29 protein-coding genes, 1 tRNA gene and 1 pseudogene are annotated in these 25,037 nt (G+C 63.1%); 9 read left to right on the top strand and 22 right to left on the bottom strand.

Features of this window, described 5'->3' with window-relative positions; all coding sequences use genetic code 11:
- Positions 1 to 263 precede the first annotated feature (263 nt).
- From DWB85_RS18280 to DWB85_RS18270, 3 genes are all read right to left on the bottom strand, one after another.
- A tRNA-Lys gene (locus tag DWB85_RS18280) sits at positions 264 to 339 on the bottom strand.
- A gap of 159 nt (positions 340 to 498) precedes the next feature.
- A complete protein-coding gene (locus DWB85_RS18275; RefSeq protein ID WP_117957408.1) occupies positions 499 to 1,041 on the bottom strand; it encodes an NADPH-dependent FMN reductase in 543 nt (180 codons plus the stop codon).
- A 22-nt stretch (positions 1,042 to 1,063) separates the two neighbouring features.
- Entirely contained in the window at positions 1,064 to 1,483 is a 420-nt protein-coding gene (locus DWB85_RS18270; RefSeq protein WP_117957406.1) for a VOC family protein, read from the bottom strand.
- A gap of 105 nt (positions 1,484 to 1,588) precedes the next feature.
- Here DWB85_RS18270 and soxR point away from each other — a divergent pair, with 105 nt between their 5' ends.
- A complete protein-coding gene (gene soxR, locus DWB85_RS18265; protein ID WP_117957405.1) occupies positions 1,589 to 2,041 on the top strand; it encodes a redox-sensitive transcriptional activator SoxR in 453 nt (150 codons plus the stop codon).
- On the opposite strand, the gene queC is transcribed toward soxR, so the two are convergent.
- The 16 genes and pseudogenes from queC to DWB85_RS18185 all read right to left on the bottom strand — a co-directional run bounded on the left by queC (position 2,032) and on the right by DWB85_RS18185 (position 13,851).
- On the bottom strand, positions 2,032 to 2,706 hold the full coding sequence (queC, locus tag DWB85_RS18260) for a 7-cyano-7-deazaguanine synthase QueC (RefSeq protein WP_117957403.1): 675 nt from the start codon (positions 2,704 to 2,706) through the stop codon (positions 2,032 to 2,034). The genes soxR and queC overlap by 10 nt on opposite strands.
- Positions 2,706 to 3,374 carry a 7-carboxy-7-deazaguanine synthase QueE gene (gene queE / locus DWB85_RS18255; protein WP_117957402.1) on the bottom strand — a complete coding sequence of 223 codons (669 nt, stop codon included), beginning with the start codon at positions 3,372 to 3,374 and terminating at the stop codon, positions 2,706 to 2,708. The genes queC and queE overlap by 1 nt, the downstream gene beginning before the upstream one ends.
- Before the next feature lie 20 nt (positions 3,375 to 3,394).
- Positions 3,395 to 4,360: a tol-pal system protein YbgF gene (ybgF, locus tag DWB85_RS18250; protein ID WP_239017387.1), complete on the bottom strand. Its 966-nt coding sequence runs from the start codon at positions 4,358 to 4,360 to the stop codon at positions 3,395 to 3,397.
- Between the two features lie 16 nt (positions 4,361 to 4,376).
- Positions 4,377 to 4,901 (bottom strand): peptidoglycan-associated lipoprotein Pal, encoded by a 525-nt coding sequence (pal, locus tag DWB85_RS18245; RefSeq protein ID WP_117957398.1) that lies wholly within the window; start codon positions 4,899 to 4,901, stop codon positions 4,377 to 4,379.
- Between the two features lie 53 nt (positions 4,902 to 4,954).
- Positions 4,955 to 6,253, bottom strand: a complete 1,299-nt coding sequence (gene tolB, locus DWB85_RS18240) for a Tol-Pal system beta propeller repeat protein TolB (protein WP_117957396.1) — start codon at positions 6,251 to 6,253, stop codon at positions 4,955 to 4,957.
- Complete coding sequence (gene tolA, locus DWB85_RS18235) at positions 6,253 to 7,017, bottom strand: cell envelope integrity protein TolA (protein WP_117957394.1); 765 nt, start codon at positions 7,015 to 7,017, stop codon at positions 6,253 to 6,255. The genes tolB and tolA overlap by 1 nt, the downstream gene beginning before the upstream one ends.
- Positions 7,018 to 7,026: 9 nt before the next feature.
- Complete coding sequence (tolR, locus tag DWB85_RS18230; RefSeq protein WP_117957392.1) at positions 7,027 to 7,413, bottom strand: protein TolR; 387 nt, start codon at positions 7,411 to 7,413, stop codon at positions 7,027 to 7,029.
- A gap of 36 nt (positions 7,414 to 7,449) precedes the next feature.
- Positions 7,450 to 8,160, bottom strand: coding sequence for a protein TolQ (gene tolQ, locus DWB85_RS18225; RefSeq protein ID WP_117957391.1), 711 nt, complete (start codon positions 8,158 to 8,160; stop codon positions 7,450 to 7,452).
- Between the two features lie 23 nt (positions 8,161 to 8,183).
- Positions 8,184 to 8,591 (bottom strand): tol-pal system-associated acyl-CoA thioesterase, encoded by a 408-nt coding sequence (ybgC, locus tag DWB85_RS18220; protein WP_117957389.1) that lies wholly within the window; start codon positions 8,589 to 8,591, stop codon positions 8,184 to 8,186.
- Positions 8,591 to 9,646: a Holliday junction branch migration DNA helicase RuvB gene (ruvB, locus tag DWB85_RS18215; protein WP_117957387.1), complete on the bottom strand. Its 1,056-nt coding sequence runs from the start codon at positions 9,644 to 9,646 to the stop codon at positions 8,591 to 8,593. The genes ybgC and ruvB overlap by 1 nt, the downstream gene beginning before the upstream one ends.
- Positions 9,643 to 10,254 (bottom strand): Holliday junction branch migration protein RuvA, encoded by a 612-nt coding sequence (gene ruvA, locus DWB85_RS18210; protein ID WP_117957385.1) that lies wholly within the window; start codon positions 10,252 to 10,254, stop codon positions 9,643 to 9,645. The genes ruvB and ruvA overlap by 4 nt, the downstream gene beginning before the upstream one ends.
- Positions 10,255 to 10,773, bottom strand: coding sequence for a crossover junction endodeoxyribonuclease RuvC (ruvC, locus tag DWB85_RS18205; protein ID WP_117957410.1), 519 nt, complete (start codon positions 10,771 to 10,773; stop codon positions 10,255 to 10,257). It abuts the gene before it with no gap.
- Positions 10,774 to 10,931: 158 nt separating this feature from the next.
- A pseudogene (locus tag DWB85_RS18200) lies at positions 10,932 to 11,066 on the bottom strand (YebC/PmpR family DNA-binding transcriptional regulator); the annotation flags it as partial.
- A 32-nt stretch (positions 11,067 to 11,098) separates the two neighbouring features.
- Complete coding sequence (gene aspS, locus DWB85_RS18195; RefSeq protein WP_117957383.1) at positions 11,099 to 12,880, bottom strand: aspartate--tRNA ligase; 1,782 nt, start codon at positions 12,878 to 12,880, stop codon at positions 11,099 to 11,101.
- A gap of 44 nt (positions 12,881 to 12,924) precedes the next feature.
- Positions 12,925 to 13,215: an FmdB family zinc ribbon protein gene (locus DWB85_RS18190; protein WP_117957381.1), complete on the bottom strand. Its 291-nt coding sequence runs from the start codon at positions 13,213 to 13,215 to the stop codon at positions 12,925 to 12,927.
- A gap of 219 nt (positions 13,216 to 13,434) precedes the next feature.
- A complete protein-coding gene (locus DWB85_RS18185; protein ID WP_117957379.1) occupies positions 13,435 to 13,851 on the bottom strand; it encodes an HU family DNA-binding protein in 417 nt (138 codons plus the stop codon).
- A gap of 287 nt (positions 13,852 to 14,138) precedes the next feature.
- Between DWB85_RS18185 and DWB85_RS18180 the strand changes: the two genes are divergently transcribed.
- Complete coding sequence (locus DWB85_RS18180) at positions 14,139 to 15,851, top strand: proline--tRNA ligase (RefSeq protein WP_117957377.1); 1,713 nt, start codon at positions 14,139 to 14,141, stop codon at positions 15,849 to 15,851.
- A 5-nt stretch (positions 15,852 to 15,856) separates the two neighbouring features.
- Positions 15,857 to 16,444 (top strand): lytic transglycosylase domain-containing protein, encoded by a 588-nt coding sequence (locus DWB85_RS18175; protein WP_117957375.1) that lies wholly within the window; start codon positions 15,857 to 15,859, stop codon positions 16,442 to 16,444.
- A gap of 7 nt (positions 16,445 to 16,451) precedes the next feature.
- Here DWB85_RS18175 and DWB85_RS18170 read toward each other — a convergent pair whose 3' ends face one another.
- Positions 16,452 to 17,501 (bottom strand): AraC family transcriptional regulator, encoded by a 1,050-nt coding sequence (locus tag DWB85_RS18170; RefSeq protein ID WP_117957374.1) that lies wholly within the window; start codon positions 17,499 to 17,501, stop codon positions 16,452 to 16,454.
- A gap of 165 nt (positions 17,502 to 17,666) precedes the next feature.
- Here DWB85_RS18170 and DWB85_RS18165 point away from each other — a divergent pair, with 165 nt between their 5' ends.
- The 4 genes from DWB85_RS18165 to DWB85_RS18150 all read left to right on the top strand — a co-directional run bounded on the left by DWB85_RS18165 (position 17,667) and on the right by DWB85_RS18150 (position 21,275).
- Positions 17,667 to 18,512, top strand: coding sequence for a response regulator transcription factor (locus DWB85_RS18165; protein WP_117957372.1), 846 nt, complete (start codon positions 17,667 to 17,669; stop codon positions 18,510 to 18,512).
- 106 nt (positions 18,513 to 18,618) lie between these two features.
- Positions 18,619 to 19,962: a glutamine synthetase family protein gene (locus tag DWB85_RS18160; protein ID WP_117957370.1), complete on the top strand. Its 1,344-nt coding sequence runs from the start codon at positions 18,619 to 18,621 to the stop codon at positions 19,960 to 19,962.
- Between the two features lie 108 nt (positions 19,963 to 20,070).
- The gene (locus tag DWB85_RS18155; protein WP_162846199.1) at positions 20,071 to 20,916 is read left to right on the top strand and encodes an endonuclease/exonuclease/phosphatase family protein; all 846 of its coding nucleotides are present in this window, start codon (positions 20,071 to 20,073) and stop codon (positions 20,914 to 20,916) included.
- 8 nt (positions 20,917 to 20,924) lie between these two features.
- Positions 20,925 to 21,275: a DUF5329 family protein gene (locus DWB85_RS18150; protein ID WP_117957366.1), complete on the top strand. Its 351-nt coding sequence runs from the start codon at positions 20,925 to 20,927 to the stop codon at positions 21,273 to 21,275.
- Here DWB85_RS18150 and DWB85_RS18145 read toward each other — a convergent pair.
- On the bottom strand, positions 21,272 to 22,663 hold the full coding sequence (locus DWB85_RS18145; RefSeq protein WP_117957364.1) for an MATE family efflux transporter: 1,392 nt from the start codon (positions 22,661 to 22,663) through the stop codon (positions 21,272 to 21,274). The genes DWB85_RS18150 and DWB85_RS18145 overlap by 4 nt on opposite strands.
- 235 nt (positions 22,664 to 22,898) lie before the next feature.
- On the opposite strand from DWB85_RS18145, the gene DWB85_RS18140 reads away from it, so the two are divergent.
- Both DWB85_RS18140 and DWB85_RS18135 read left to right on the top strand, forming a co-directional pair.
- Entirely contained in the window at positions 22,899 to 24,077 is a 1,179-nt protein-coding gene (locus DWB85_RS18140; RefSeq protein WP_117957362.1) for a fatty acid desaturase, read from the top strand.
- 205 nt (positions 24,078 to 24,282) lie between these two features.
- On the top strand, positions 24,283 to 24,768 hold the full coding sequence (locus tag DWB85_RS18135; protein ID WP_117957360.1) for a glutathione peroxidase: 486 nt from the start codon (positions 24,283 to 24,285) through the stop codon (positions 24,766 to 24,768).
- 148 nt (positions 24,769 to 24,916) lie between these two features.
- On the opposite strand, the gene DWB85_RS18130 is transcribed toward DWB85_RS18135, so the two are convergent.
- Positions 24,917 to 25,037: EF-Tu C-terminal domain-related protein (locus tag DWB85_RS18130; protein ID WP_205422805.1), on the bottom strand; the 121-nt coding region annotated here is incomplete at its 5' end.

The following is a 25,037-nucleotide window of genomic DNA, read 5'->3' as shown; positions in this document are numbered from 1 at the left end:
CCCGAATCCCCAATTTGGCGAAGCTGCCACAAATCCGACTCGCCGTTGACCAAACTTGGGCCTTGGAACGACGAGAAAGTTAAGTGCATCAAAATCATGCCTTTTTCAGCAGCCTGCTAAGGGGTGTTCTGCCCCTGGCGGGCTTCGGCGCTGCGCGCCTCGTTGCAAAACGCTGGCGCGTTTTGTCGAACCGGCTGGTTGATCCAGACGGCCCGCCACAAACGAAAATGGCCACCCCGGGGGGGTGGCCATTTTCGTTTGTATGGTGGGTCGTACTGGATTCGAACCAGTGACCAATTGGTTAAAAGCCAACTGCTCTACCAACTGAGCTAACGACCCTCAGAAGGAGTGCGTATCTTACGGATTTGAACTCAAAACTCAAGCCTTGGGTCCATTTTTTTTCCCGGGGATAACCCGTGATTAATCAGTGCCTTAGGGGGCTATGGCCGGGGCACGGATCTATGCCTGGCCCGCGCCACCGGCACCGCCGCAGTGCTCTCAGGCCGCCGCCAGTGCCGCCTGCAACTCGCTGGCCGCGGCCCTGACCCGGGCCATCGGCTCACCCTCCCCGGCCTGGCAGCGGGCCAGGTCGAAGTGATCTTGAAAGCTGGGCACGGACACCGCCGCCAGCACGTTCGCCCCCATGGAGGGCGCGGAGCGTTCCGCCAGCGCCAGCACACTGGCGGCGCCACCGGCGCCCGGACCGGCCGCGAGCATCAGGGTCGGCTTGTGCTGGAATACCTTGCGGGACAGCCGCGATGCCCAGTCCACCAGGTTCTTGTACGCTGCGCTGAAGGAACCGTTGTGTTCCGCATAGGAAATCACCAGGGCGTCAGCGGCGGCAATCCGCGCCAGGAAGGCCCCCGCGGCCGGCGGATGACCGTGCTCGCGCTCCCGGTCCTCACTGAATATCGGCATCTCGAAATCATTCAGGTCGAGCAGGTCCACCTCGGCGCCGGGGATCAGGTGCGCCGTGTAGGACGCCAGGGCGCGGTTAATGGACTGGCTGCTGTTACTGGCGGCGAAGGCGACTATTTTCACGTTCTTTTCTCCCAATTGCAGGTTAGCTGGACAGGTTACGTTCGGCGGGCAGGTCGCTCGAGTACTCCACGAACTCCACCTCGAACCCGGCCGGGTCAATGTAGTAGACGTTACGCCGGTAGGGCTCGTCCGCGCCATCTTTGTCCGGCTCGAAGCCGGCCGCCCGCAGGCGCCTGGTCATGGCATCCAGATTACTGGTAACGAACGCGAAGTGCGCCAGACCGACGCTGTGGCCGGCCAGGTCGCGGTTCTCTCCCTCGCCGTTATCGCCAAACACCAGGTACTGGTAGTCATCACCGAAATGGACCCAGGTGCGGGGCTTGCCGGACCAGCTGCCCTGCTGCCGCTCGCGTACGCGCCAGTGGGGGAAGGCCGCCTGGTAAAAGGCCAGTTGGGCATCGATATCGGTAACCACCAGGTTTACATGCTCTAACTGAATCATTTTTCATCTCCTGTCTGTAGTTGACGGAGGCCATGCTATTACCTCAAGCTTACTTGAGGTAAAGCGTTATTTTACCCCAATGTGAAAAATTTACAGGAGCGCACCATGAGCGAAGCGAGCTGGACCCCGGGCAGGGTAGCCAAGCGCTGCGGCGTGAACGTCAGCACGCTGCATTTCTACGAGCAGAAGGGGCTGATCAGCAGCTGGCGCAACGCGGGCAACCAGCGCCGCTACAAGGCGGACGTACTGCGCCGCATCTCGGTCATCAAGGCCGCGCAGAAAATGGGCATCAGCCTCGAGGAAATCCGGGAGGCGCTGGCGAACCTGCCGGACAAGCGCACGCCCAATGCCCGGGACTGGGAGCAGTTGTCCAGCCACTGGCGACAGAGCCTCAACGCCCGCATCGCCGCCCTGGAGCGGCTGCGGGACCGGCTGACCGGATGCATCGGCTGCGGTTGCCTGTCGATGAAAAACTGTCCCATTTACAACGAGGACGACAAACTCGGCAAAGAGGGCGTGGGGGCGGTGTACCTGGAGCGGGAATCGCCTCAGGCGTAGGGGGTGGGATCGTCCACCCCCGCGTCAGCGAAGCCCCGGGCGCGCAGGCGGCAGGCGTCACACTTGCCGCAGGCCAGGCCGGCGTCCGTGGCCTGGTAGCAGGACACGGTCAGGGCGTAGTCCACGCCCAGCGCCAGGCCGGCGTTGATGATCTCGCCCTTGCCCAGGTCCATCAGCGGGGTGTGAATACGCAGCCTGTTGCCCTCGACCCCGGCGCGAGTAGCGAGGTTGGCCATGTTTTCAAAGGCCGCGATGTAGGCCGGGCGGCAATCGGGGTAGCCGGAATAATCCACGGCATTGACGCCGATGAAGATATCCTGTGCACCCAGGACTTCCGCCCAGCCCAGGGCGATGGAGAGAAATACGGTATTGCGGGCGGGCACATAGGTCACCGGAATGCCCTCGGTTTCCTCCTCCGGCACCGCGATGGCGGCGTCGGTGAGGGCCGAACCACCGATACTGTCCAGGTTGAGCTTGACCACCTTGTGCTCCACGTCGCCGAGGGCGGCGGACACCCGCTCGGCGGCGAATAGCTCCGCCCGGTGACGCTGGCCGTAGTCGAAGCTGAGGGTATAACAGGCGTAGCCCTCGGACCGGGCCATGGCCAGCACCGTGGTGGAATCCAGTCCACCGGACACCAGTATGACCGCGCGTTTATCCGTCATCAGTGTCCCGGCTCGTCGTTCCAGAGGATTTTATGCAGCTGCAGCTGCATTCTTACCGGCAGTTTATCCGCCAGTATCCACTCGGCCAGCTGGCGCCCGGACAGCTCGCCATGACTGGGAGAGAACAGCACGTCCGAGACCCGGGACGCGAGCTGGAATTCATCGAGTTTGAAACGTGCCCAGTCATAGTCAGCCCGGTCGCAAATCACAAACTTGATCTGGTCGTGGGACTGTAACAGCGCCAGGTTGTCGTAGTCGTTGCGGTTCATCTCCCCCGAGGCCGGGGTTTTCAGGTCCACAACCTTCACCACCCGCGGATCCACCCCCGCCAGCGGCATGGCGCCGCCGGTTTCCAGCGACACCTCGTAGCCGGCATCGCAGAGGGCGGCGAGCAGCGGCAGGCAGTTGGGCTGGGCCAGGGGTTCGCCGCCGGTCACGGTGACGTAGCGGGGCTGGTAGGCGGCAACCCTGGCCACCACATCCTCCAGGCTTTGCAGCTCCCCACCGCTGAAGGCGTATTCAGTGTCGCAGTAGACGCAGCGCAGGGGGCAACCGGTCAGGCGCACGAACACGGTGGGCAGGCCCACGGTGCGCGCTTCTCCCTGCAGGGAGTAAAAGATTTCGGTGATGCGCAGGGCATCGTCACTGTGGACCAGGCTGGTCGACATGGCTGCGTCCCGGCTTGCGCCTAGAAATTCTCGGCGAGGAAGTCCCGGGACAACTTGACCGCAGAGCTGTTGGTGTTGCCGTACTCGCGGATCACCCGGTCCAGGTACTCCCTGGATTTTTCCCGGTTGCCCTTGAGAAACTGCACCTTGCCCAGCTTGTACATGGCGTCCGGCGCCTTGGCGTTGTCCGGATAGCGGTCCAGCAGCAGGGAAAAGGACTGCCGTGACGCTTCCAGGTCCGGTGGATCGATAACCAGGTACAATTCCCCCAGCCAGTAGTGCGCGTTGGGCGCATACCTGCCATCGGGATAACTGCGTAAAAACTGGCTGAAGGCATCTACCGCCTGGTCAAACTGCTGGTTACGCACCAGTGCATAGGCGCTGCGGTAGGCATCGCCCTCCCCCGGCACTTCGGCGGCACCGGCGCCCGGCGATGCAATGGGCACTGACGGCGCTGTGGCCGCACCGGGGTTGCTTGCGGTCGCGCCACTGCCACTGCCCAGCGCACTGAGGCGCTTGTCGAGATCAACATAGCGCTCCAGGCTCTGTGACTTGAGTTTGCGCAGTTCATTGGCCTGTTCCTCAACAATGCCGTTGAGGCGCATCACTTCCTGCTGCAGCTGCTGCAGCTGGATAAACAGGGTGCCCATCTGTCCGCCCCCGCCGGGAGCTGCGGCAGCTGCGCCTGGCGCCGGAGTACCAACGGCGGAGCCGGCGGGAGCGCTGTCCATGCCGTAGCTGGTCGCCGGATAGGATTGCGCGGGCTGCACGCTGTAGGGGTCGGTTGCCGACGGCGCCGTGTAGGGGGCCGTTCCGGCGGGCCGGGCATAGGGGTCGGCGCTGTCCGGCGTGGCGGTGGCCGGCGCCGCGGGGGTGGTGCGACCGCTGCGCTCTGCCTCGACGTCGACATAGTCCTGGGCCTGGAGCTGGAATGACAACGGGCCGGTCACAAGGACCAGCCCGCCCGCCACAAGCAGTTTGCTCATGTTTGCCATAGGCGTTTTACTTCAGTTCGACGCGACGGTTCTGTGACCAGTTGGACTCGCCGGAACCGTAGGCGATGGGACGCTCCTCACCATAGCTTACCGTTTCGATGCGATAGGCGGGGATGCCATTCACCACCATGTAGTCACGTACCGCGTTGGCACGACGCTCACCCAGGGCCATGTTGTACTCGCGGGTGCCGCGCTCGTCGGTGTGGCCCTCAAGGCGCACGCTTGCTTCGTTGCCCTGCAGGGCGGCGATATGGGCGTCCAGGGCCTCGATGGCTTCCGGCTTCAGGTTGTAGCTGTCGAAGTCGAAATAGAACACGTTGCCAAAGGCGGCTGCGGCATCGCGCAGGCGCTGCTGTTCGGCGGCGGCCGCGGCCGCGGCGGCCTGCTGTTCGGCCTGGGCGGCGGCTGCAGCGGCGGCTGCAGCTGCGGCGGCCTCTTCTTCTTCCTTCTTGGAGCTGCCGGAACAAGCTGCCAGCAGCGTTGCTGCGAACAGCACAGAAATAGCCTTACCGGCAACAGGTAGATGTTTCATAATACCCTTCCTTAAAAGTACGTGATTGTTAAAACGTGTTTCTGCAAGTCAGGTCAACGGCTCATAAAGGGTGACCATGCCGGCTCACGCACATCGCCTTCCCGCGATGGCAACCGGAATTTCACGCCCCCGTCCACTGAAACCGCCGCCAGTATGCCGCGACCCGCGTGTTTCGTTGCGTACAATACCATAGAGCCATTGGGTGCGATACTGGGACTTTCATCCAATTCAGTGGAAGTCAGCACTTGCAAACGGTTGGTCACCAGGTCCAGCAGGGCAATGTGGAACTGGCCGTTTTGCTGGTGCACCATTACCACATTGCGACCGTCCTGGGCCACCCGGGCGCGGGCGTTATAGCCCCCTTCGAAGGTCAGCCGTTCGGTGGTTCCGGTGCGCAGGTCGTAGCGGTAAATCTGCGGCCGTCCGCCCCGGTCCGAGGTAAACAGCAGGGAGCGGCCGTCCGGCATCCAGGTCGGCTCGGTATCGATGGCATAGTGACGGGTGATACGGGTCAGCTTCTTGCTGACCAGGTTCATCAGGTAGATATCCGGGCTGCCATCCTTGGACAGCACCATGGCCATGTTCTTGCCATCGGGCGACCAGGCCGGCGCGCCATTGAGGCCGCGGAAGCTGGTCAGCTGCTCACGGGCGCCGGTGCTGAGGTTCTGGCGGTATATTGCCGGCCTGCCGGACTCGAAGGAAACATAGGAGATCTGCCTGCCGTCCGGTGACCAGCCCGGGGCCAGCACCGGCTCCCGGGACTCCAGCAGCACAATCGGCCGGGCGCCATCGGAGTCGGACAGGGTCAGGCGGTAGTAGTCCTTGCCGCCGGGAACCCGGGTCACCGACACATACAGCAGCCTGGTGGCGAAGGCGCCGCGGATGCCGGTGAGCTTCTCGTACACCGCGTCGGATACCCGGTGGGCCAGCATCCGCGCCTCGTTAATGGGACCGGTTTCAACCCCGCTGTGAGCCTGGCGCTGGCGCACCACATCGTAAAGCTCGTATTCGATACGCATCTGGGCGCCCTGGGCGGACACCCGGCCAATGAGCAGGTACTCGGCGTTGATGGCGCGCCAGTCCCGATAGAAAATTTCCTGCTCGGTGCTGGGGCGACCCAGCATGTTTGAACGGGACACCGGGGCAAACTGGCCGCTGCGCGCCAGGTCGGAATCGACCACCCAGGCGACGTCCTCCGGCGCGGTTCCCGGTTCCTGCCAGTTGAAGGGCACCACCGCGATGGCGGTGGGATTGTCCCTGCCCTGGGTAATCTCAATCGTCAGCTCCGCCCGGGCGGCCAGGGTGGACAGCGCCAGCAGCAGCGGGGTAATGACCAAAAACAGCCGTTTCATCAGTAACGTAAATCCTCTGGTTTGAATAGCAGGCGGAAGCGCCTGAAATTGTTCTCGAATTCTGCGCTGGGCAGGTTTTGCAGCTCGGGGAAACTGCCGGCCTTCTTCACCGCGTTGATCGCGGAATTGTCGAAGGCGGCGTTACCGCTACCGCGGATCAGGGTCACGCTGACCACCTCACCGGTAGGCACCAGTTGCAGGCGGAGTTCCGCCTCCATGCCGTTGCGGGCGCTGGGCGGCCGGCTCCAGTAGTTGATCACCGTCTGGGCGATAAGGGCGGTGTAACTGGCGACCATTTCCCGGGCGGTAGCGGTCGCTTCCAGGACCTCGTCTTCCTGCGCCATGGCGCGGGCCATGTCGGCACGGGTCAGGGCGGCGAGCTCTTCCTCGGTGATACGCGGCTCCGGTTTGGGCTCGGGTTTTGCCGCGGCCTTCGGCTTGGGTGCCGGTTTCGGGGCCGTTTTGGCCACCGGCTTGGGCGCCGGTTTTGGTTTGGCTGCCGGTTTCGGCCTGGCGGGGGTCGCTTTCGGCTTCGCCTGCGCCTTGGGCTTCGGCTTCGGCTTGGGCTGAAACTCACTGACATCGACCAGCCGGGCATTGATCACCGTGGGCGCCGGCTTGACCTTCACCACTTCCGGCTCGTGACTGACCCAGTTGACGGTCATCGCCGCCAGTATCAGCGCGTGCAGGGCCAGCGACGCCAGCGCCGGGCGCACGATAATGCGCGGCATCACGGGTTTGGCGTAGACGGACTCGGTAGCCATCAGGGCAGCCTATGGGTTCTCGGTGACCAGGCCCACGCTGGGCGCTCCGGCCTGCTGCAGGGCCACCATCACAGTCACTACCTGACCATAGGGCACCGCCTCATCGCCCCAGATCAGCACCGGCTTGTCCGGATTCGTGTTCATGACCTTGGCAACCCGCTCGCGAATGGTCGCCAGGGCCAGCACCTGCTCCTCGTTGCCGAGGTTCAGGAACAGCTCGCCATTGGCATTGACAGAGACAATCAGGGGTTCGCTGTCCTGGTTTTCCACCGGGTCGGCGCTGGCCTCCGGCAGATCCACCTTCACCCCCTGCATCAGCATGGGAGCCGTCACCATAAAGATGATCAGCAGCACCAGCATCACGTCGATGTAGGGCACCACGTTGATCTCTGCCATCGGCCTGCGCTTGTTTCGGGTCCTGTTCACCGCCGCTTACCCTGCCCGCTTGCCCTTGGCCCGCAGGGCATAGGCCTGGCGGTAGAGAATGCTGGAAAATTCATCGACGAAGGTGTCGTAACGATTACTGAACACCTCGACCTTGGACGAGAAACGGTTGTAGGCCAGTACCGCCGGAATTGCCGCAAACAGGCCCATGGCCGTGGCCACCAGGGCCTCGGAAATACCCGGCGCCACCGTGGCCAGGGTGGCCTGGGTGGTATTGGCCAGGCCGCGGAATGAATGCATGATGCCCCACACCGTGCCGAACAGGCCGATATAGGGACTGGTGGAGCCCACCGAGGCAAGAAACGCCAGGTGCCGCTCCAGCCGTTCCTCCTCGCGCATCATCGCCACCCGCATGGCGCGCCGCGAGCCCTCGAGAATCGCCTCGGAATCCATCTCGGACTGTTGCGCCAGGCGGGAGAACTCCTTGAAGCCGGCGCGGAAAATGCTCTCCATGCCGAGGATGGCGCCGCCGTCCGAGGCCTTTTCATTGCCCTCCCGGTACAGTTGCGACAGGTCTATGCCGGACCAGAAGCGCTCCTCAAAGCTGTACATTTCCTCCCGGGCATTGCGCAGGTAGAGGAAGCGCTGGACGATCATGTACCAGGACAGCATGGACGCCCCGACCAGCATGACCATCACCATTTGTACGGTAAAACTGGCGTGTAGTACCAGGTCTATCAGGCTTAACTGCTCTTCCAATTCTGCTCCCCTCGATGGTTCTGTTATTGTGCCGGCGCCAGCCGGCTCCTCATGTCGCCGGGTATGCGCCGGGGCCTGACCCCGTTGCGATCGACACAGGCAATGGTCAGCTCACCGCTGGCCAGCACCTGCCCCGCCCGGCGTACAGTCTGGGCGAAGACGATGGAGGCCCCGCCCAGCGCGGTAATCCGGGCGCTGGCTTGCAGTTCATCGTCCAGTTGCGCCGGTGCCAGGTACCTGATCGCCGCATCCCGCACCACGAACATCAGGTCATGGTTGAAAATGTAATCCTTGCCGTAGCCCAGGCTGCGCATGTACTCGGTGCGCGCCCGCTCCATATACTTGAGGTAGTTGACGTAGTAGACAATGCCCCCGGCGTCGGTGTCCTCGATATAGACCCGCAGCGGCAGGGAAAATTCCTCCGCCGCCATCACTTGTCTCCCGGGCCCAGGTCGAGGGGAAGGTTACCACTATCGGGGCGGCTCGGCTGCGGCAAACCGAAGTGCAAATAGGCGTTACGGGTCACCATGCGGCCCCGGGGGGTGCGCACCATGTAGCCCTGCTGGATCAGGTAGGGCTCGAGCACGTCCTCGATGGTGCCCCGCTCTTCGGAAATGGCCGCGGCCAGGCTGTCCACCCCCACCGGGCCGCCGTCAAACTTCTCTATCATCGCCAGCAGCAGGCGCCGGTCCTGGTGGTCGAAGCCCTGCTGGTCAACGCTGAGCATGTCCAGCGCCCGGTCCGCCACCGCATCGCTGATATGGCCGTCGGCCTTGACCTCGGCGAAGTCGCGCACCCGCCGCAGCAGGCGGTTGGCGATACGCGGGGTACCGCGGGAGCGGCGGGCAATTTCCGTCGCGCCCTTGTGGTCTATGCCGATCTGGAGGATATTCGCCGAGCGCTCGACAATATGCGCCAGGTCTGCCACCTCGTAAAACTCCAGCCGCTGGACGATACCGAAGCGGTCCCGCAAGGGCGAGGTCAGCAAACCGGCCCGGGTAGTGGCACCCACCAGGGTGAAGGGTGGCAGGTCCAGCTTGATGGAGCGCGCCGCCGGCCCCTCGCCGATCATGATATCCAGCTGGTAGTCCTCCATCGCCGGATACAGCACTTCTTCCACAAAGGGACTGAGGCGGTGAATCTCGTCGATGAACAGCACATCGCCCGGCTCGAGGTTGGTCATCAGGGCGGCGATGTCGCCGGCTTTCTCCAGCACCGGGCCGGAGGTGGTCTTCAGGGAAACGCCCATCTCGTTGGCGATAATGCTGGCCAGGGTCGTCTTGCCCAGCCCGGGCGGGCCGAAAATAAGGGTGTGGTCCAGCGGCTCTTGCCGCAGTTTCGCCGCCTGCAGGAAGATGGACATCTGCTCCCGCACCGCCTGCTGGCCGACGTACTCGTCCAGCGAGCGGGGCCGGATGGCCCGGTCCATGGCCTCCTCCCGGGGGCTGACCGGTTCCGGGGCGATCAGGCGGTCGGTTTCAATCATCCGCTCACCATGGACTTCAGTGCCCGGCGAATCAACTCCTCGCTGTCGGCACTGGCATCATCGTTCACCGCGGCGACCATCTTCGCCGCTTCCGCCGGCTTGTAACCCAGGGCGATAAGCGCGCCCTCGGCGTCGGCCACCGCGTCGGCCACCGGCGCTATGGACGGTCCTCCCGCCGGCAGTTCGGCGCCGGCCTCCTCCAGCCAGTCCTTGAGCTTGTCGCGCATTTCCACCAGCAGGCGTTCCGCGGTTTTTTTACCGACCCCGGGCAAGGCCACCAGCGACTTGACGTCGTCCCGCTGCACGCAGCGGGCAAAGCTGCTGGCATCCATGCCAGACAAAATGGTCAGGGCCAGCCTGGGGCCCACACCGCTAACCTTGATCAGGCGGCGGAACAGGGAGCGATCGCGCTCATCGATGAATCCGTACAGCAGCTGGGCGTCCTCGCGGACCACGAAATGGGTGACCAGGGATACCTCGGTTCCCAGTCCCGGCAACTGGAACAGGGTGGTCATGGGCACCTGCAGCTCATAGCCAACACCACCGACTTCCACCAGGATGTCAGGCGGCTGCTTGTCAACCAGGATGCCCCGAATTCTGCCTATCATTTATCGGATCCGTCGCCGGCGCACAGAACTCGCACCGGCCATGTTTATCATACTTTGTCGGGTGTGGGCGTGGCACAGGGCCGCTGCCAGGGCGTCCGCGGCGTCCTCCTGGGGTTCCGCGGGCAACTTCAGCAGTACCTTCACCATGTGCTGTACCTGGGCCTTCTCCGCGCCGCCGGTACCCACCACCGACTGCTTGATCTGGCGGGCGGAGTACTCGGCCACCGCCATTCCGCGGCTGGCGCAGGCGACGATCGCTGCGCCCCGGGCCTGGCCCAGTTTCAGCGCCGAACCGGCGCTCTTCGCCATGAACACCTGCTCCACCGCCAGCTCCTGGGGGCAATACTGCTCCACCAGTTGCGAAACACTGTCGAAGATTATCTTCAGGCGCGGGGCCAGCTCACCCTCCGGCAGGCGGATCACACCACTGGTGACATATTCGCTGCGGCCAGACAGGTAATTAATGATGCCAAAGCCGGTTTTGCGGGAACCCGGATCGATTCCCAAGATAAGCGACATGGAGTTTTCCGCGCCCAGTTCCACTATGTACGAATATACAGGGCTGGATGGATGGCGTCACTAGCAGGCCAGGGAAATTCATGCCATGGACCAGGCACTGTCATCGTGACTGCCAGGCCCCGTCATCCCGGCGAACGCCGGGATCCATTGGCCTGCTCGGCCACGGCGCCGTCGGTGCCCAGGTTTCCGCCGCGCCTGGAGAACGCATGGCGCACCTCGGCAACCGTGCGGTTGCGGTTGTCTGTCATCACTTCCACGAGCACCGCAATACCGCCGGCGGCATAGCCATCGTATTCCCTGCTTTACGACTAGCGCTAGCGGTGACTTACCCCGCTTTCGCCTCTTCCTTGCCCTGACGCAGGCGAATATTCAGCTCGCGCAATTGCTGGGCGTTAACATCCCCCGGGGCGTCGGTCATCACGCAGTGCGCGGTCTGGGTTTTCGGGAAGGCGATCACGTCACGGATTGAGGCGGAGTCCGTCATCAGCATGACGATGCGGTCCAGGCCGAAGGCCAGGCCACCGTGGGGCGGTGCGCCATATTGCAGGGCCTGCAGCAGGAAACCGAATTTTTCGTTGGCCTCCTCCTCGGAGATACCCAGGATCCTGAACACTGCTTCCTGCATATCGCGCTGGTGAATACGCACGCTGCCGCCGCCGAGTTCGCAGCCATTGAGCACCATGTCGTAGGCCCGGGACAGGGCCTGCGCCGGCTTGGCCTCGAGCTCCTCGACAGAACAGGAAGGCGCGGTAAAGGGGTGGTGCAGGGGGGTAAGGCCGCCACTGCCGTCATCCTCGAACATGGGGAAGTCGACCACCCACAAGGGCGCCCAGCCCTCGCGAATCATGCCCTGGTCCTCAGCGACCTTGATCCGCAGTGCCCCCAGCGACTCGTTGACCACCCGGGCCTTGTCGGCGCCGAAGAAGATGATGTCGCCATCGGCCGCCTCCAGCCGCTGCATCATCCGCATCACGATCTCATCGGGCATGAACTTGAGGATCGGCGACTGCAATCCTGCCACCCCCGCCGCCAGGTCATTGACCTTGATCCAGGCCAAGCCGCGGGCACCGAAAATGGACACGTAGCTGGTGTAGTCGTCAATTTCCTTGCGGCTGATGGTGGCGCCGCCGGGGACCTTGAGTGCCGCTACCCGGCCGTGCTCGTCATCGGCGGGGCCGCGGAAGACCTTGAAGTCCACCTGCTGCATGAGGTCGTCGACGCTGATCAGTTCCATGTCGATACGCAGGTCAGGCTTGTCCGAGCCGTAGCGCTCCATGGCTTCCGCGTAGGGCATATGGGGAAACTCGGGCAGCGCCACATCGAGGGTGGCGCTGAACAGCTCCCGCACCATGCGCTCGGTGATCGCCATGATTTCATCTTCATCCAGGAACGAGGTCTCGATGTCGATCTGGGTGAACTCCGGCTGCCGGTCGGCGCGCAGGTCCTCATCGCGGAAGCACTTGGCCACCTGGTAATAGCGGTCGAAGCCGGACACCATCAGCAGCTGCTTGAACAGCTGGGGCGACTGGGGCAGGGCAAAAAACTGCCCCGGGTGGGTGCGGCTGGGCACCAGGTAGTCGCGGGCGCCCTCGGGTGTGGCCCGGGTGAGGATCGGGGTCTCGATGTCCAGGAAACCCTCCCGGTCGAGGAAATTGCGAATCGCCGAGGTTATTTTCGAGCGGGTGATCAGCCGCTGCTGCATCTCCTGACGGCGCAGGTCCATGTAGCGATACTTGAGGCGCACTTCCTCGCCAACGGCGGTATGCTCATCCAGTTGGAACGGCGGGGTCGCGGCGACATTGAGGATTTCCAGCTCCTTGCCCAGCACCTCTATCTCGCCAGTGGCCATGGCGGGGTTGACGGTGCCCTCTCCGCGGGCGCGCACCCGCCCGGTGATTTTCAGCACATACTCACTGCGCACCTTATCGGCACGCTCGAAGTGCTCCTCCGTATCGGGGTCGAACACCACCTGTACGATGCCCTCCCGGTCCCGCATATCCAGGAAGATGACGCCACCGTGGTCCCGGCGGCGATCCACCCAGCCGCAGAGGGTGACCGTCTCGTCGATGTTGGCGGTAGTCAGGACGCCGCAATAGTGAGTGCGCATAATTTGTTTCCGTATCAATGGCTGGCTGGCCGCTGGGCCCGGGCTCAGGCGGACGTGTTACTCTCGCTGCCCCCGGAGCCGGACTTGTCGCTGGCGGCAGGCTTGTCGCTGGCAGCGGCGGAGTCAGGTGCACCGTGCAGGTTTTTCTTGCTGCCGGTCTTGAAATCCGTCTCGTACCAGCCGCCGCCCTTGAGGCGAAACGCGGCCGCGGAGATCTTTTTCCGCAGTTCAGGGGCCCCGCATTGGGGGCATTCAGTGAGTGGAGCGTCGCTGATCTTCTGCAGGACCTCCATCGCGTTGCCACATTTCTGGCACTGGTATTCGTAGATCGGCATGACTTAACCCACCTGAAATCAGCTAGAGAGAGAAAAATTCGAGGCGCGGATTTTACCCCAAGCAGGGGTAGAGGCCAAGCTTGGCGGGAGGGGATATTCAGGGGGCAAAAAGCCCCGGCACCCGGCGGTGCTGGGCCTGCTCATATTAACTGAGCTGGCCCTCTTGCAATGACCAGCCGCCCCGTTAGCGCAAGGAGGCGGCCGATCCGGTCACGGCGCTCAGGAAGCGGCGTATTCCTTCAGCTTCTTCAGTGGACGAATCTTGACCGCAATGCTGGCAGGCTTCGCCTTGAACATGGTCTCTTCACCGGTGAAGGGGTTAATGCCCTTGCGCGCCTTGCGAGCAGGTTTCTTCACTGTGGTGATCTTCATGACGCCGGGAATGGTGAACTCGCCGACGGCACGCTTCTTGATGCTGCGCTCGATCAGCATGTTCAGCTCATCCAGAACGGCATTGACCTGCTTCTTGCTCAGGTCGGTGCTTTCCGCGAGGCTCGCAACGATCTGGCTTTTGGTCATCTTGTCGCGGATAGCAGTTGCCTTCTTGGCGGGTGCTGCCTTCTTGGCAGGTGCCTTCTTGGCTGGAGCCTTTTTCTTGGCCGGAGTTTTCTTCGCTGCTGCTTTTTTAGTCGCCATGTTATTCTAGACCTTCCCTAATAGTGAACTTTGAGTAGAGGTGTTCCGGCGCCCCGCATCCCCATTCGCTCAGCAGCTCGCCAGCCACGTGCATAGTATTAATCCATGAAACCCTGTAATACAAGCGTTTTTCGGGGCCGAGGGTCAAAAAACCCCTTATTTTCAAGCCTCACCGCAACATTGCCGTGTGAAAAGCACCAGAATGAGGCAAGTCAGCGGCGTTTACCGCCGCGGGTAAGGTCTCTAGAATAGGCGCCCTGTATTGACTCCCGGATGTAATTGCAGCCATGCGCACCAGTAATTTCCTTATCGCCACGCAAAAAGAGACCCCCGCCGACGCTGAGGTCATCAGTCACCAACTCATGTTGCGGGCCGGGTTGATCCGCAAACTCGCCGCCGGACTCTACACCTGGCTGCCTCTGGGCCTGCGGGTACTGCGCAAAGTCGAGGAGGTGGTGCGCGAGGAGATGGACGCGGCCGGAGCCCAGGAGGTCAGCATGCCGGTGGTACAACCAGCGGAGCTGTGGCAGGAGTCGGGCCGCTGGGAACAGTATGGGCCGGAACTGCTGCGCATCCAGGATCGTCACCAGCGTGACTTCTGCCTCGGCCCCACCCACGAGGAGGTGGTTACTGAACTGGTGCGCAACGAGATCAAGAGCTACAAGCAGCTGCCGCTCAACCTCTACCAGATCCAGACCAAGGTGCGCGACGAAATCAGGCCGCGCTTTGGCATCATGCGCTCCAGGGAATTCCTGATGAAGGACGCCTACTCCTTCCATGTTGACCAGCAATCGCTGGAAGCGACCTACCAGGACATGCACCAGGCTTACACCAATATATTCACCCGCCTGGGCCTGGACTTCCGCCCGGTAATCGCCGACACCGGCAGTATCGGCGGCAGCGGCTCCCATGAATTCCACGTGCTCGCCAACTCGGGCGAAGACGATATCGCCTTTTCCGACAGCAGCGACTACGCCGCCAACGTGGAAATGGCCGAGGCGGTCGCGCCGCAGCAGCCCCGCCCTGCTCCGGGGGCGGACATGCAAGAGGTGGCCACCCCCGGGGTGAAGACCATCGACGACCTGGCCGCCTTCCTGTCGATAGACCCGGCAAGCACGGTAAAAACGCTCATCGCCCACGGCGAAGAGGCAGGCCAGCTGATCGCCCTGGTCGTCCGCGGTGATCACCAGCTCAATGCCATCAAGACGGAAAAACTGTCCGGGGTCGCCTCACCCCTGCAAATGGCCGAGGAAGCCGAGGTGCGCGAGGCGCTGGGCGCCGGCTTTGGCTCGCTGGGCCCGGTGGGCCTTAAGATCGAGATTATCGTCGATCGCAGCGCCGCGGCCCTGGCTGACTTCAGCTGCGGTGCCAACAGGGACGACTACCACCTCACCGGGGTCAACTGGGACCGGGATTGCACAGCGACCAGAGTCGAGGACATCCGCGACGTGGTCCAGGGTGACCCCAGCCCGGACGGCAAGGGCCAGCTGCAGATCAAGCGCGGTATAGAAGTGGGTCATATTTTCCAGCTGGGCTGCAAGTACAGCGAAGCCATGAAGGCCAGCGTGCTGGATGAGAACGGCAAGAGCGTTACCATGACCATGGGCTGTTACGGCATCGGCGTGAGCCGGGTCGTGGCCGCGGCCATCGAACAGAATCACGATGACCGGGGCATTATCTGGCCCGCGGCCATGGCGCCCTTCCAACTCGCCATCGTGCCGCTGAACATGCAGAAGTCGGCACCCGTGGCCAGCTGTGCGGAAGAACTCTACCAGCAGCTGCAAAAGGCCGGTATCGAGGTACTGCTGGATGACCGCAACGAGCGCCCCGGGGTCAAGTTTGCCGATATGGAACTGACCGGCATCCCCCACCGCATCGTCATCGGCGACCGGGCCCTGGCCAATGGCAATATCGAGTACAAAGGCCGCCGGGACGAGGAATCCAGGCTGCTTCCCCGGGACGAGATTCTTGCATTCCTGCGGGAGCAGTTGCAGGGCTGAGCCAGGTGCGTTCGCTGCCTGCGCTGTTACTGTGCCTGGCGCTCGCCCCGTGGGCGCTGGGCCAGCCGGCCGACGAGGCCGAGCGCGAGGAGTTGCGCCGCTTCCTTGAAGCGACCATCTCCGATGCCAGCAGTTTCGAGGACCGCTACGATGCCGAGGTCTGGCTGGTGGATATGTCGGCCCGGCTGCAACGTTTCGTGAAAGACCCCAAACACCGCCTGGAGCTGCTGCAGGACATTCACTCGGCTGCCGTGCAGGCGCACCTGCCGCCGGAGCTGGTGCTGGCGGTTATCGAGGTTGAGAGCCACTTCGACCGCTTTGCCATTTCCCGGGTGGGCGCCCAGGGAATGATGCAGGTGATGCCCTTCTGGAAAGACGAAATCGGTCGCCCCGATGACAACCTGACCGTCAACAAGACCAATTTCGCCTACGGCTGTCGCATCCTGCAGTTCTACCTGCAGCGGGAAAACGGGCACCTGCACCGCGCCCTGGCCCGCTACAACGGCTCCGTCGGTCGCCGGGTGTACTCCGACAAGGTCTATCGGGCCTGGCGCAAGCGCTGGCGCACGGAGCCGCTGAACTGGGAAGACTGACGGACCGCTAGCGGTAGGAACCCGGCGACAGGCCAGTCCACTTCTTGAACGAGCGGTGGAAGGCCGACGGGTCGGAGAAGCCTACCCGCTCGGCGACTTCACTGACCGTCATCCCCTCCCGGCTGAGCAGGCTGATGGCCGCATCCCGGCGCGCATTGTCCTTGATGCGCTGATAGGAGGTACCCTCCTTTTCCAGCCGCCGGCGCAAGGTCCGGGCAGACATGTTGAGCAGTCCGGTCAGCTCGTCGAAGCTGGGCATCTCGGTACGGAAGTCGCTGCCGAGGATAGTGCGGATTCGCTGGGTGACGCTCAGCGTGCCAGCGCTGGGCTCGATGATCACGTGGTAGGGCGCCAGCTTGAGAAAGGCCCGCAGCTCCGCCTCGTCGCGCAGCGGCTCCGCCTCCAGCAGGCGGGCGCTGAAGGTCACCGAGTTGAGCTGCTGGCCAAAACGCACCGGACAGGGAAAAAAGTGACGGACGCCAGCCGTAAATTCAGGCTCCGGTCCGGCGCATCGGGCTTCGCTGATGTCGATCTGCTGGCCCACCAGCCAGCCGCAGAATCGCATCCACATGGCCAGGCTGCACAGCACGCTGTGCTGCACCCCGGGAACGTCGCCGCGGCAGAGGTAGCTCAGGGTTGCGAACTTGCCGTCGGCATCGATCGTGAGTTCATTGCTTACCTCCCCGCCCTGGCGCAGGCGACAGGCGGCGTTGAACTCTATGGCCCGGCGCAGCGCTACCGCGAGGCTGGAACTGTTGAGCATGGTCAGCAGGATAAGCCGCGTTGTCCCCACCGGCGTCTGTACATCGGGCATTACCCCGGCGGACTCGTCGTTCAGGGCGCGCACCAGCTCGACACACAGGCGGCTGTACTGTTGCGGCGAGACCAGGGAAGTCTGGGCGCACTGGCGCAGGGGGTCAAAAGGAAACCCCGCCGCCCGCAGCATTGCCTCCACATCCTTGCCGTGGGCCTGGGCCTTGAGCAGCAGTGCCCGGGTGAACTCCCGGGGAACACTGTCGTTGTACCCTCTGGTGCTGGGGTAGCTGTCGGACAACATCAAACCTCCGTCTGCTGGACCTCAAGTATAGTAGCAGGGCTGCGCGCCGCAGTATCGTGCGCTGCTTAAACTCCGGCGTGGTTTAACAGCCCGGTTGGATTGACATCCCCGGACACTCTGCCCAATATGTAAAATGGGGATGGGGTGGCAAAATCATAAGACCAGATGAACAACATTAACCAACTCAGCAAATGGAATCGCGATATCTCGCGTGCCATCGGTGCGCTGGGTCGGGACGAGTTCTTCCCCGCACTGATCGACGCCATCAATGGCCAGGTCCAGATCGACTTTCCGCAGGTCTGGCTGTACCACAAGGACCTGCCGCCGCGGGTGCTCTACCACCAGATTCCTGCATCGGCGATGAATGCCCAGGTCGACCAGTACCTGGAGGGGCCCTATCGCGAGGACCCGTTCTACCAGACCTCAATGAACCAGCCAAAATCCAAGCTGTACCGGCTGTCGCGGGTTACCCTGGGCAAACTGGAACAAACCGACTACTACCGGGAGTATTACTCGGATACGGGCACCGTTGACGAGGCGGTCTATCTGGCCCGGGTGCACGGTGGCAATGTCATCAACCTGAGCATGATGCGCCTGCCGCAACATGGGCCCTACAGCGAAGACGAATATGAAACCCTCTACCTGCTCGCCGAGCCGGTATCCGAGCTGCTGAAAAGCCACACCGAACACGACGACTTCGCCATCACCAACCTCATCCAGCCGGGTATCGACCACCAGATCGACCTGGCGTTTCGCACCTTCGGCGAGTCGCTGCTGTCGCCGCGGGAAAAGGATGTGCTGGAACTCATGTTGCGCGGCTACGGCACCGACATCTCCGCCTCGCGTCTGGAGATTGCGGTGGAGACCGTACGCCGGCACCGCAAGAGCATTTACCGCAAGCTGGACGTGTCCTCCCAGACCGATTTGTTCTCGCTGTTTCTCAACTCCATGTCCTGTCTCGGCCAGGCTGCCGGCGAGGACCCGCTGTCGGTCTACATGTCACCGCGCTAGTCGTGAATTTGCGTTCTATATCAACCGCTTGCTGCCCCATCGGGGGCATTGCCAAGGGACTTGATTGGACTGATAGTAGCCACTTACACAGTCATGGATAGGCAGCATGTCGGTAGAAGCCGATTGGTTCCTGCGAGCGCATCCGGAAATCACCACCATTGAAGCACTGCTCCCCGATTGCAACGGGGTCATGCGTGGCAAGTGGGTGCCCCGGCACAAGCTGGGCAAGATTTTCGACGGCGAGCTCAAGCTCCCGAAAACCGCGCTCAGCCTCGACATCTGGGGCAGGGACGTGGAGCAACTGGTATTTGCCACCGGCGATGCCGACGGTGTCTGCCTGCCGGTAGAAGGCTCCCTGCTTCCCACGCCCTGGTCTGCCGAGAGCCAGCACGGCCAGATCATGCTGTCCATGTTCGATGCCGACGGCAACCCCTACCTCGGCGATCCACGCCATGTACTGATGCAGGTGGTGAAACGTTTCGCGGAGGCCGGCTGGCGCCCGGTGGTCGCGGCGGAGCTGGAATTCAGCCTGGTGACCTGGGACCGGGAGATTCCCGCCCATACCTGCCCGTCCCCCGCCAGCAGCGGCCCCGTCGGCGGCAACACCTACGGTCTCGACGTCCTCAACCATCACCGCGAGATGATGGAAGACCTGCGCATTGCCTGTGAAATCCAGGACCTGCCCTTCGATGGCGTGGTCAAGGAGTCGGCGCCTTCCCAGTACGAAATCAACATGCAGCACGTGGACGACCCGGTCTTGGCGGCGCGCCAGATCGTCATGATGAAGCGGCTGATCAAGGGCGTTGCCGCCAAGCACGGCCTGATCGCCAGCTTTATGGCCAAGCCCTTCGAGGAAGAAGCGGGCAATGGCATGCACGTACACTGCAGCGTACTGGATGATAAGGGCGTCAACATATTCGACGATGGCAGCGACAGGGGGACTCCGCTGCTGCACCAGGCCATAGGCGGCTGCCTGACCTACATGGCGGAATCGGTGGCCATTTTCGCGCCCACCTACAACGCCTATCGCCGCTTCCAGAAGGGCTGCCACGCGCCAACCTTCCCCAGCTGGGGCTACGAGAATCGCACGGTGGCGGTGCGCGTACCTGCCAGCAACCCGCTTTCGCGACGCCTGGAACACCGGGTAGCGGGTGCCGACGCCAACCCCTACCTGCTGTTTTCGGTCATATTGTCGTGCATCCTGGAGGGCATTAACGAGAACCTGTCACCGGGTGACCCGATCAGCGGTGACGGCTACGCGCAGGAGGAGGCCACGCTGCCGGTATACATGCCCGATGCGGTCCGCCTGTTCAAGGAGTCCGATTTCATCCGCAATGCCCTGGGCAGCGAAATGCAGCGCATTTTCACCCTCAGCAAGGAGCAGGAGATCGAGGAATTCCGCCGTCGCATTACCACCCTGGAATACCAGTCCTTCCTGGAAAAACTCTAGGCCCAGCCCGGCGCAGCGCCTGAGGGGCCGGCCCGGAGCGCCAGAAAATCGCCCGGGTGACGCTTTTTGCCATGTCATCGACATATGGCAGCTGCCACAATAGGCCCTGTGAACACCTCCAGACCGACATTATCCCTGCTCCGCCTGGCTGTCGTCAGCCTGGTGGCCAGCATCTGCTTCGCTGCCTCCGGCAAGGCCAGTACACCGCTGCTCACTGAGCGGGCCAGGGTCTGCGCCGCCTATCTCGGCACCCTGCCGGTAGCGGCGGGCCAGGTGCTGTCAGGGTCCCTGAATATCCTCAGCTGGAACATCCAGAAGGCCAGTAACGCGGGCTGGATGGAGGATATGCAGGCGCTCGGCAGCAATGCCCACCTGGCGTTTATCCAGGAAGCGTCGCTGCAGGCCCAACTGGGCGAAGTGCACCCGCAGGGCCCACTGTTCCAGTCCTTTGCCCAGGGTTACTCCACCGCCGGCCTGCACTCCGGGGTGATGACCCTGAGCCGGCACGCGCCCAGCATGCAGTGCAATTTCAGTCGCACCGAGCCCTGGCTGGGTACACCCAAGGCGGCCACGGTCACCGAACACCCCTTACAGGGCCGGAAGGACCGGCTGCTGGCCATCAACCTGCACGCGGTCAATTTCACCTTTGGCGTAGAGGACCTGCAGGCCCAGCTGCGGCCGCTGGTGGAGCTACTGATCGCCCACCGGGGGCCGGCCATTCTCGCCGGTGATTTCAATACCTGGAGCGCCGCCCGGCAACAACTGGTGGACCAGGCCCTGTCCCAGCACGGGCTGGAGCCCCTGGTCTTCACACCGGACCTGCGCACCACCGCCTTTGGCCGGCCGCTGGACCATATCTACGTGCGCGGCCTGATCGCGGAGCACACCGAGGTGGTACCGGTGACCAGTTCGGATCACCACGCCCTGCGGGCGCGGCTTAAACTGGACCGCTGAGGAACACCATGACCCGAACAGCGCTGCTCGCCTTTTCCCTGCTGCTGGCCACAACCGCGGCAGCCGCTGACAACACCGACACCGAGGTGCAGTACCTGCTCAATTATGTCGCCACCAGCGGCTGCACCTTTCACCGCAACGGCAGCGACCATGACGCCGCCGATGCCGCCGACCACCTGCGATTGAAGTACCGCCGCGGCGGCAAATACGTGGACACTACCGAACACTTTATCGACCGCCTGGCGACCGAGAGTTCCTGGACCGGCCGCCAGTACAGCGTCACCTGCGCTGGCCACACCCGGCCCTCCGCCGAGTGGTTGCACGAGGCGCTGGCCGACTACCGCGCGAAGGGCCCCTAAAGCGGGGCCTGGCGCTCGCTTTCCAGCCCCTCCGGGGCGGCAGTATGGGGCAGCGCCACGTGCTCTCGTTCCAGCCGGCGGATCAGGTAAAAGGCCGCCACCACCGCCAGCGTGCCGAAAATCACCGCCCCCAGGGCCTCCCCCGCCAACACGCCCCTGGCGCCATACCAGTGGGCTCCCAGGTAGACAAACGGAATGGTGCCGAGCAGCGCGCGGCCAAAGTTGAATCCGGTGGCCCAGTGGGGATGATGCAGGTTATTGAAGCTGGCATTGGCCACAAACAGCGCGCCGTTGAAAACAAAAGCACCGACCAGCAAATTGCAGTAGAACAGGATCAGCTCTGCGGCCCCGGCCGAGGCAGAGAAGGCGCGGACGATGGTATCGCCCAGCAGCCACAGCAGCAGCCACACCAGCGCCACGTAGGTGACATTGAAGATCATCGCATTGCGCAGGGTGGAGCGGACCCGGCCGTAAAGCCCGGCCCCGGCGTTCTGGCCAATGATCGGGCCGACCGCACTGGAAAGGGCAAAAATGGCGCAGAAGGCCACCGGGGTAATCCGCCCCATAATCGCCGCACCGGCCACCGCGCTGTCGCCAAACTGGGACATGGTGCGCAGCACAAAGCTGCCGCCAATGGGCGTGGCCAGGTTGGTGAGTACCGCCGGCGTGGCTATTTTCAGCAAGGGACGCAGATCGGCGAAGAACTGCTGGCGGTTTATCCGGCAGGGCAGTCGGTGAACCACATAAATCGCGTGCCAGGCCACCGCCAGCACCACCATGCGCGCCGCGACCGAGGCCCAGGCAGCCCCCTCCAGGCCCCAGTCCAGGGTAAAAATGAAGATCGGGTCGAGCACGCCGTTGACCACCGAGCCGGTGACTGTCGCCCACATGGAGCGCCGGGCATCGCCCAGGGCCCGGACACCGGCAGCGGCACTCATCCCCAGTACCAGCACCGGCATGTTGGGCAGCAGAATGCCGGCATAGCTGAGGGCGTACTGCAGGGTGATGCCCCGGGCGCCCAGCAGTTGCAGCAACTCCCGGAGGTAAAGCCAGCCCAGCAGGGAAATGACGATGGCCGTCGTCAGGCTGAACAGCAGGCCGCTGCTGCAGTACCGGCTGGCCAGGTCGCGCCGGTTGGCGCCCTCGGAGCGGGCCACCAGTGCGCCCAGGGCGATCTGCAGGCCGATGCTCACCGCCACCAGGAAGAAGATCAGGGTACCGGCGAAGCCTACGGCAGCGGCCAGTTCCTGTTCACCCAGCAGGGTGAGGAAGTACATGTCCACCATGTCCACCCCGAACATGGTCAGCAGGCCGGCCGCCGAGGCCCCGGTCATAACCAGCACATGGCGCATGGTTGAGCCGCGGGTAAATACAGCCTGACTGGACATTGGGGCTCCTCTGGAAAATACAGCGACAGCGCAAAGCCCGGGTTATCAGCGCCCGCTTCAAATAGTGCCTGGCTTCAGCCTGGTTTAAGGGAGGAGCATGATACTGCAGATTGCCGGCCCTGTGGGCAGGGCAAGCGGAATCAGCCTGCCACGGCAACTGGACACAGGGGACTTTTGGCCCCGTTAAAGTTACCATAAGCAACCTTGTTACATCGTAGGAGGCCTGGCCACCGCCATGACTACCACCGAGCAAAAGCCGCCGCTGAATCCCGTCAACATGAGCATATTCATCGGCCTGCCCATCGCCGCGCTGATCCTGGTGCCCGCCTGGGGGCTCTACCGCGGCTACGACGCCTTCCAGTGGCTCTGGGCCCTGGCGTTCCTGTACCTGAACGGCCTGTCCATCACCGGCGGTTACCATCGCCTGTGGTCGCACAAGGCCTACGAGGCCCACCCCGCCCTGAAATGGTTTTACGCCCTGTGGGGTGCAGGCGCGCTGCAGAACAGCATCCTGATCTGGTCCTCGGACCACCGCCGCCACCACCGTTACGTGGACGATAACGACCGCGACCCCTACTCCGCCGGCCGCGGCCTGTGGTTCAGCCACATCGGCTGGATGTTGCGCAAATACAACAGCAACGAGCCCGACTTCAGCAACGCCCGGGACCTGCAGCGGGATCCAGTGGTCATGTTCCAGGACAGGCACTACGTGGCCCTGACCCTGCTGATGAACGTCGGCCTGCCCCTGCTGCTGGGCATCTGGCACGGCGATATCATCGGTACCCTGCTGCTGGTGGGCCTGCTGCGCCTGGTGGTTAACCACCACGTGACCTTCTTTATCAATTCGCTGGCCCACTACTGGGGCTCCAGGCCCTACACCGAGTCGAACAGCGCCCGGGACAACGGCTTGCTCGCCTTCCTCACCTACGGCGAGGGCTATCACAACTACCACCACATCTTCCAGACCGACTACCGCAACGGCATCCGCTGGTGGCAGTGGGATCCCACCAAATGGCTGATCAGCGCCTGCTCCCGGGTAGGCCTGGCCCGCAACCTGGTCCGGGTGCCGGATTTCAAGATTCAGCGCGCCATACTCGACACCCAGTTCCAGCGCGCCCGCGACCAGTTGGAGGACGCCCAGGCCCCGGAGCCCCTGCGCGCCACCCTGGAGCGCGAGTACCAGCTGTTCACCGAGTCGATCAATGCCTGGACGGCGCTGCAGGCCCAGCGCTATGAAGCCAAGAAAGCGGAAATTGGCGATGCCCTGAACGAGAAAAGGCTCAGGCTGCAGCAAAAGTGGGATTCCGCCGCCCTCAGGACCAAGTTCAAGGAGCTGGAATACTCACTGAAAATGCAGCGCAAGCGGCTGAATATGCTGATGGAGCAGATGCAGTTGCAGGCCCAGGCCGCCTGACAGCGGCACCGCCAGCATAGACACAGGCCCCGTTCGTCCGCAACCGGGGCCTTTTTGTGGCCGGCCAGGCAGCAGCGGCTGGTGATCTCCCACCCGGCGGCCTGCGTACCAATGCCTGATTCCGCAAGCAGTTGCACCAGCATGCAACTGGCAGCCGCCCACGGCGCGCCTGGCACCTAACACCCCCAACCGAGAGAACGGCACTATGAGCACCTCCGTATTCGACTTTTCCTGCGCCACCCCGGCAGGCACAGAACGCCCGCTGGACGACTTCAGGGGCAAGGTCCTGGTCATCGTCAACACCGCGTCCAAGTGCGGGTTTACCCCCCAGTTCGCCGGCCTCGAGGAACTGTACGAGAAGTATCGTGACCGGGGCGTCGAGGTGCTGGGCTTTCCCTGCAACCAGTTCGGCAAGCAGGACCCGGGCAGCAACGACGAGATCCAGGAATTCTGCCAGCTCAACTACGGCGTTTCCTTTCCGATGTTCGGCAAGATCGAGGTCAACGGCTCCGGGGCCGATCCCCTGTTCAAGCACCTCAAGCAGGAAGCACCGGGCGCTCTGGGCAGCAAGGGCATCAAGTGGAACTTCACCAAGTTCCTGGTGGACGCCGATGGCCAGGTGATCAAGCGCTATGCCCCCACGGTCAAACCGAAAGACATCGAGAAAGACATCGAGAACCTGCTGGCCTGAGCTGCGCGTCGCCGGTCGCTGCCCACCCCGGGCTTGCGGCCACAAAAAACCCGGCGCGAGGCCGGGTTTTTTTATCTTTCTGCCATTCTGGCGAAGGCCAGAATCCAGGGTCACTGGGCCCCCATTTGCATGGGGGCGACGGTAGCGATTACTCGATGATCTTGGCGACAACACCCGCGCCAACGGTGCGGCCACCTTCACGAATCGCGAAGCGCAGGCCTTCTTCCATGGCGATGGGAGCGATCAGCGTGGCAACCATCTGCACGTTG

The organism is Seongchinamella sediminis (assembly GCF_003457605.1).
Classification (GTDB): Bacteria; Pseudomonadota; Gammaproteobacteria; order Pseudomonadales; family Halieaceae; genus Halioglobus; species Halioglobus sediminis.
Note: the sequence above shows the minus strand (reverse complement) of the source record. Positions and strands in the feature narration are given on the sequence as shown.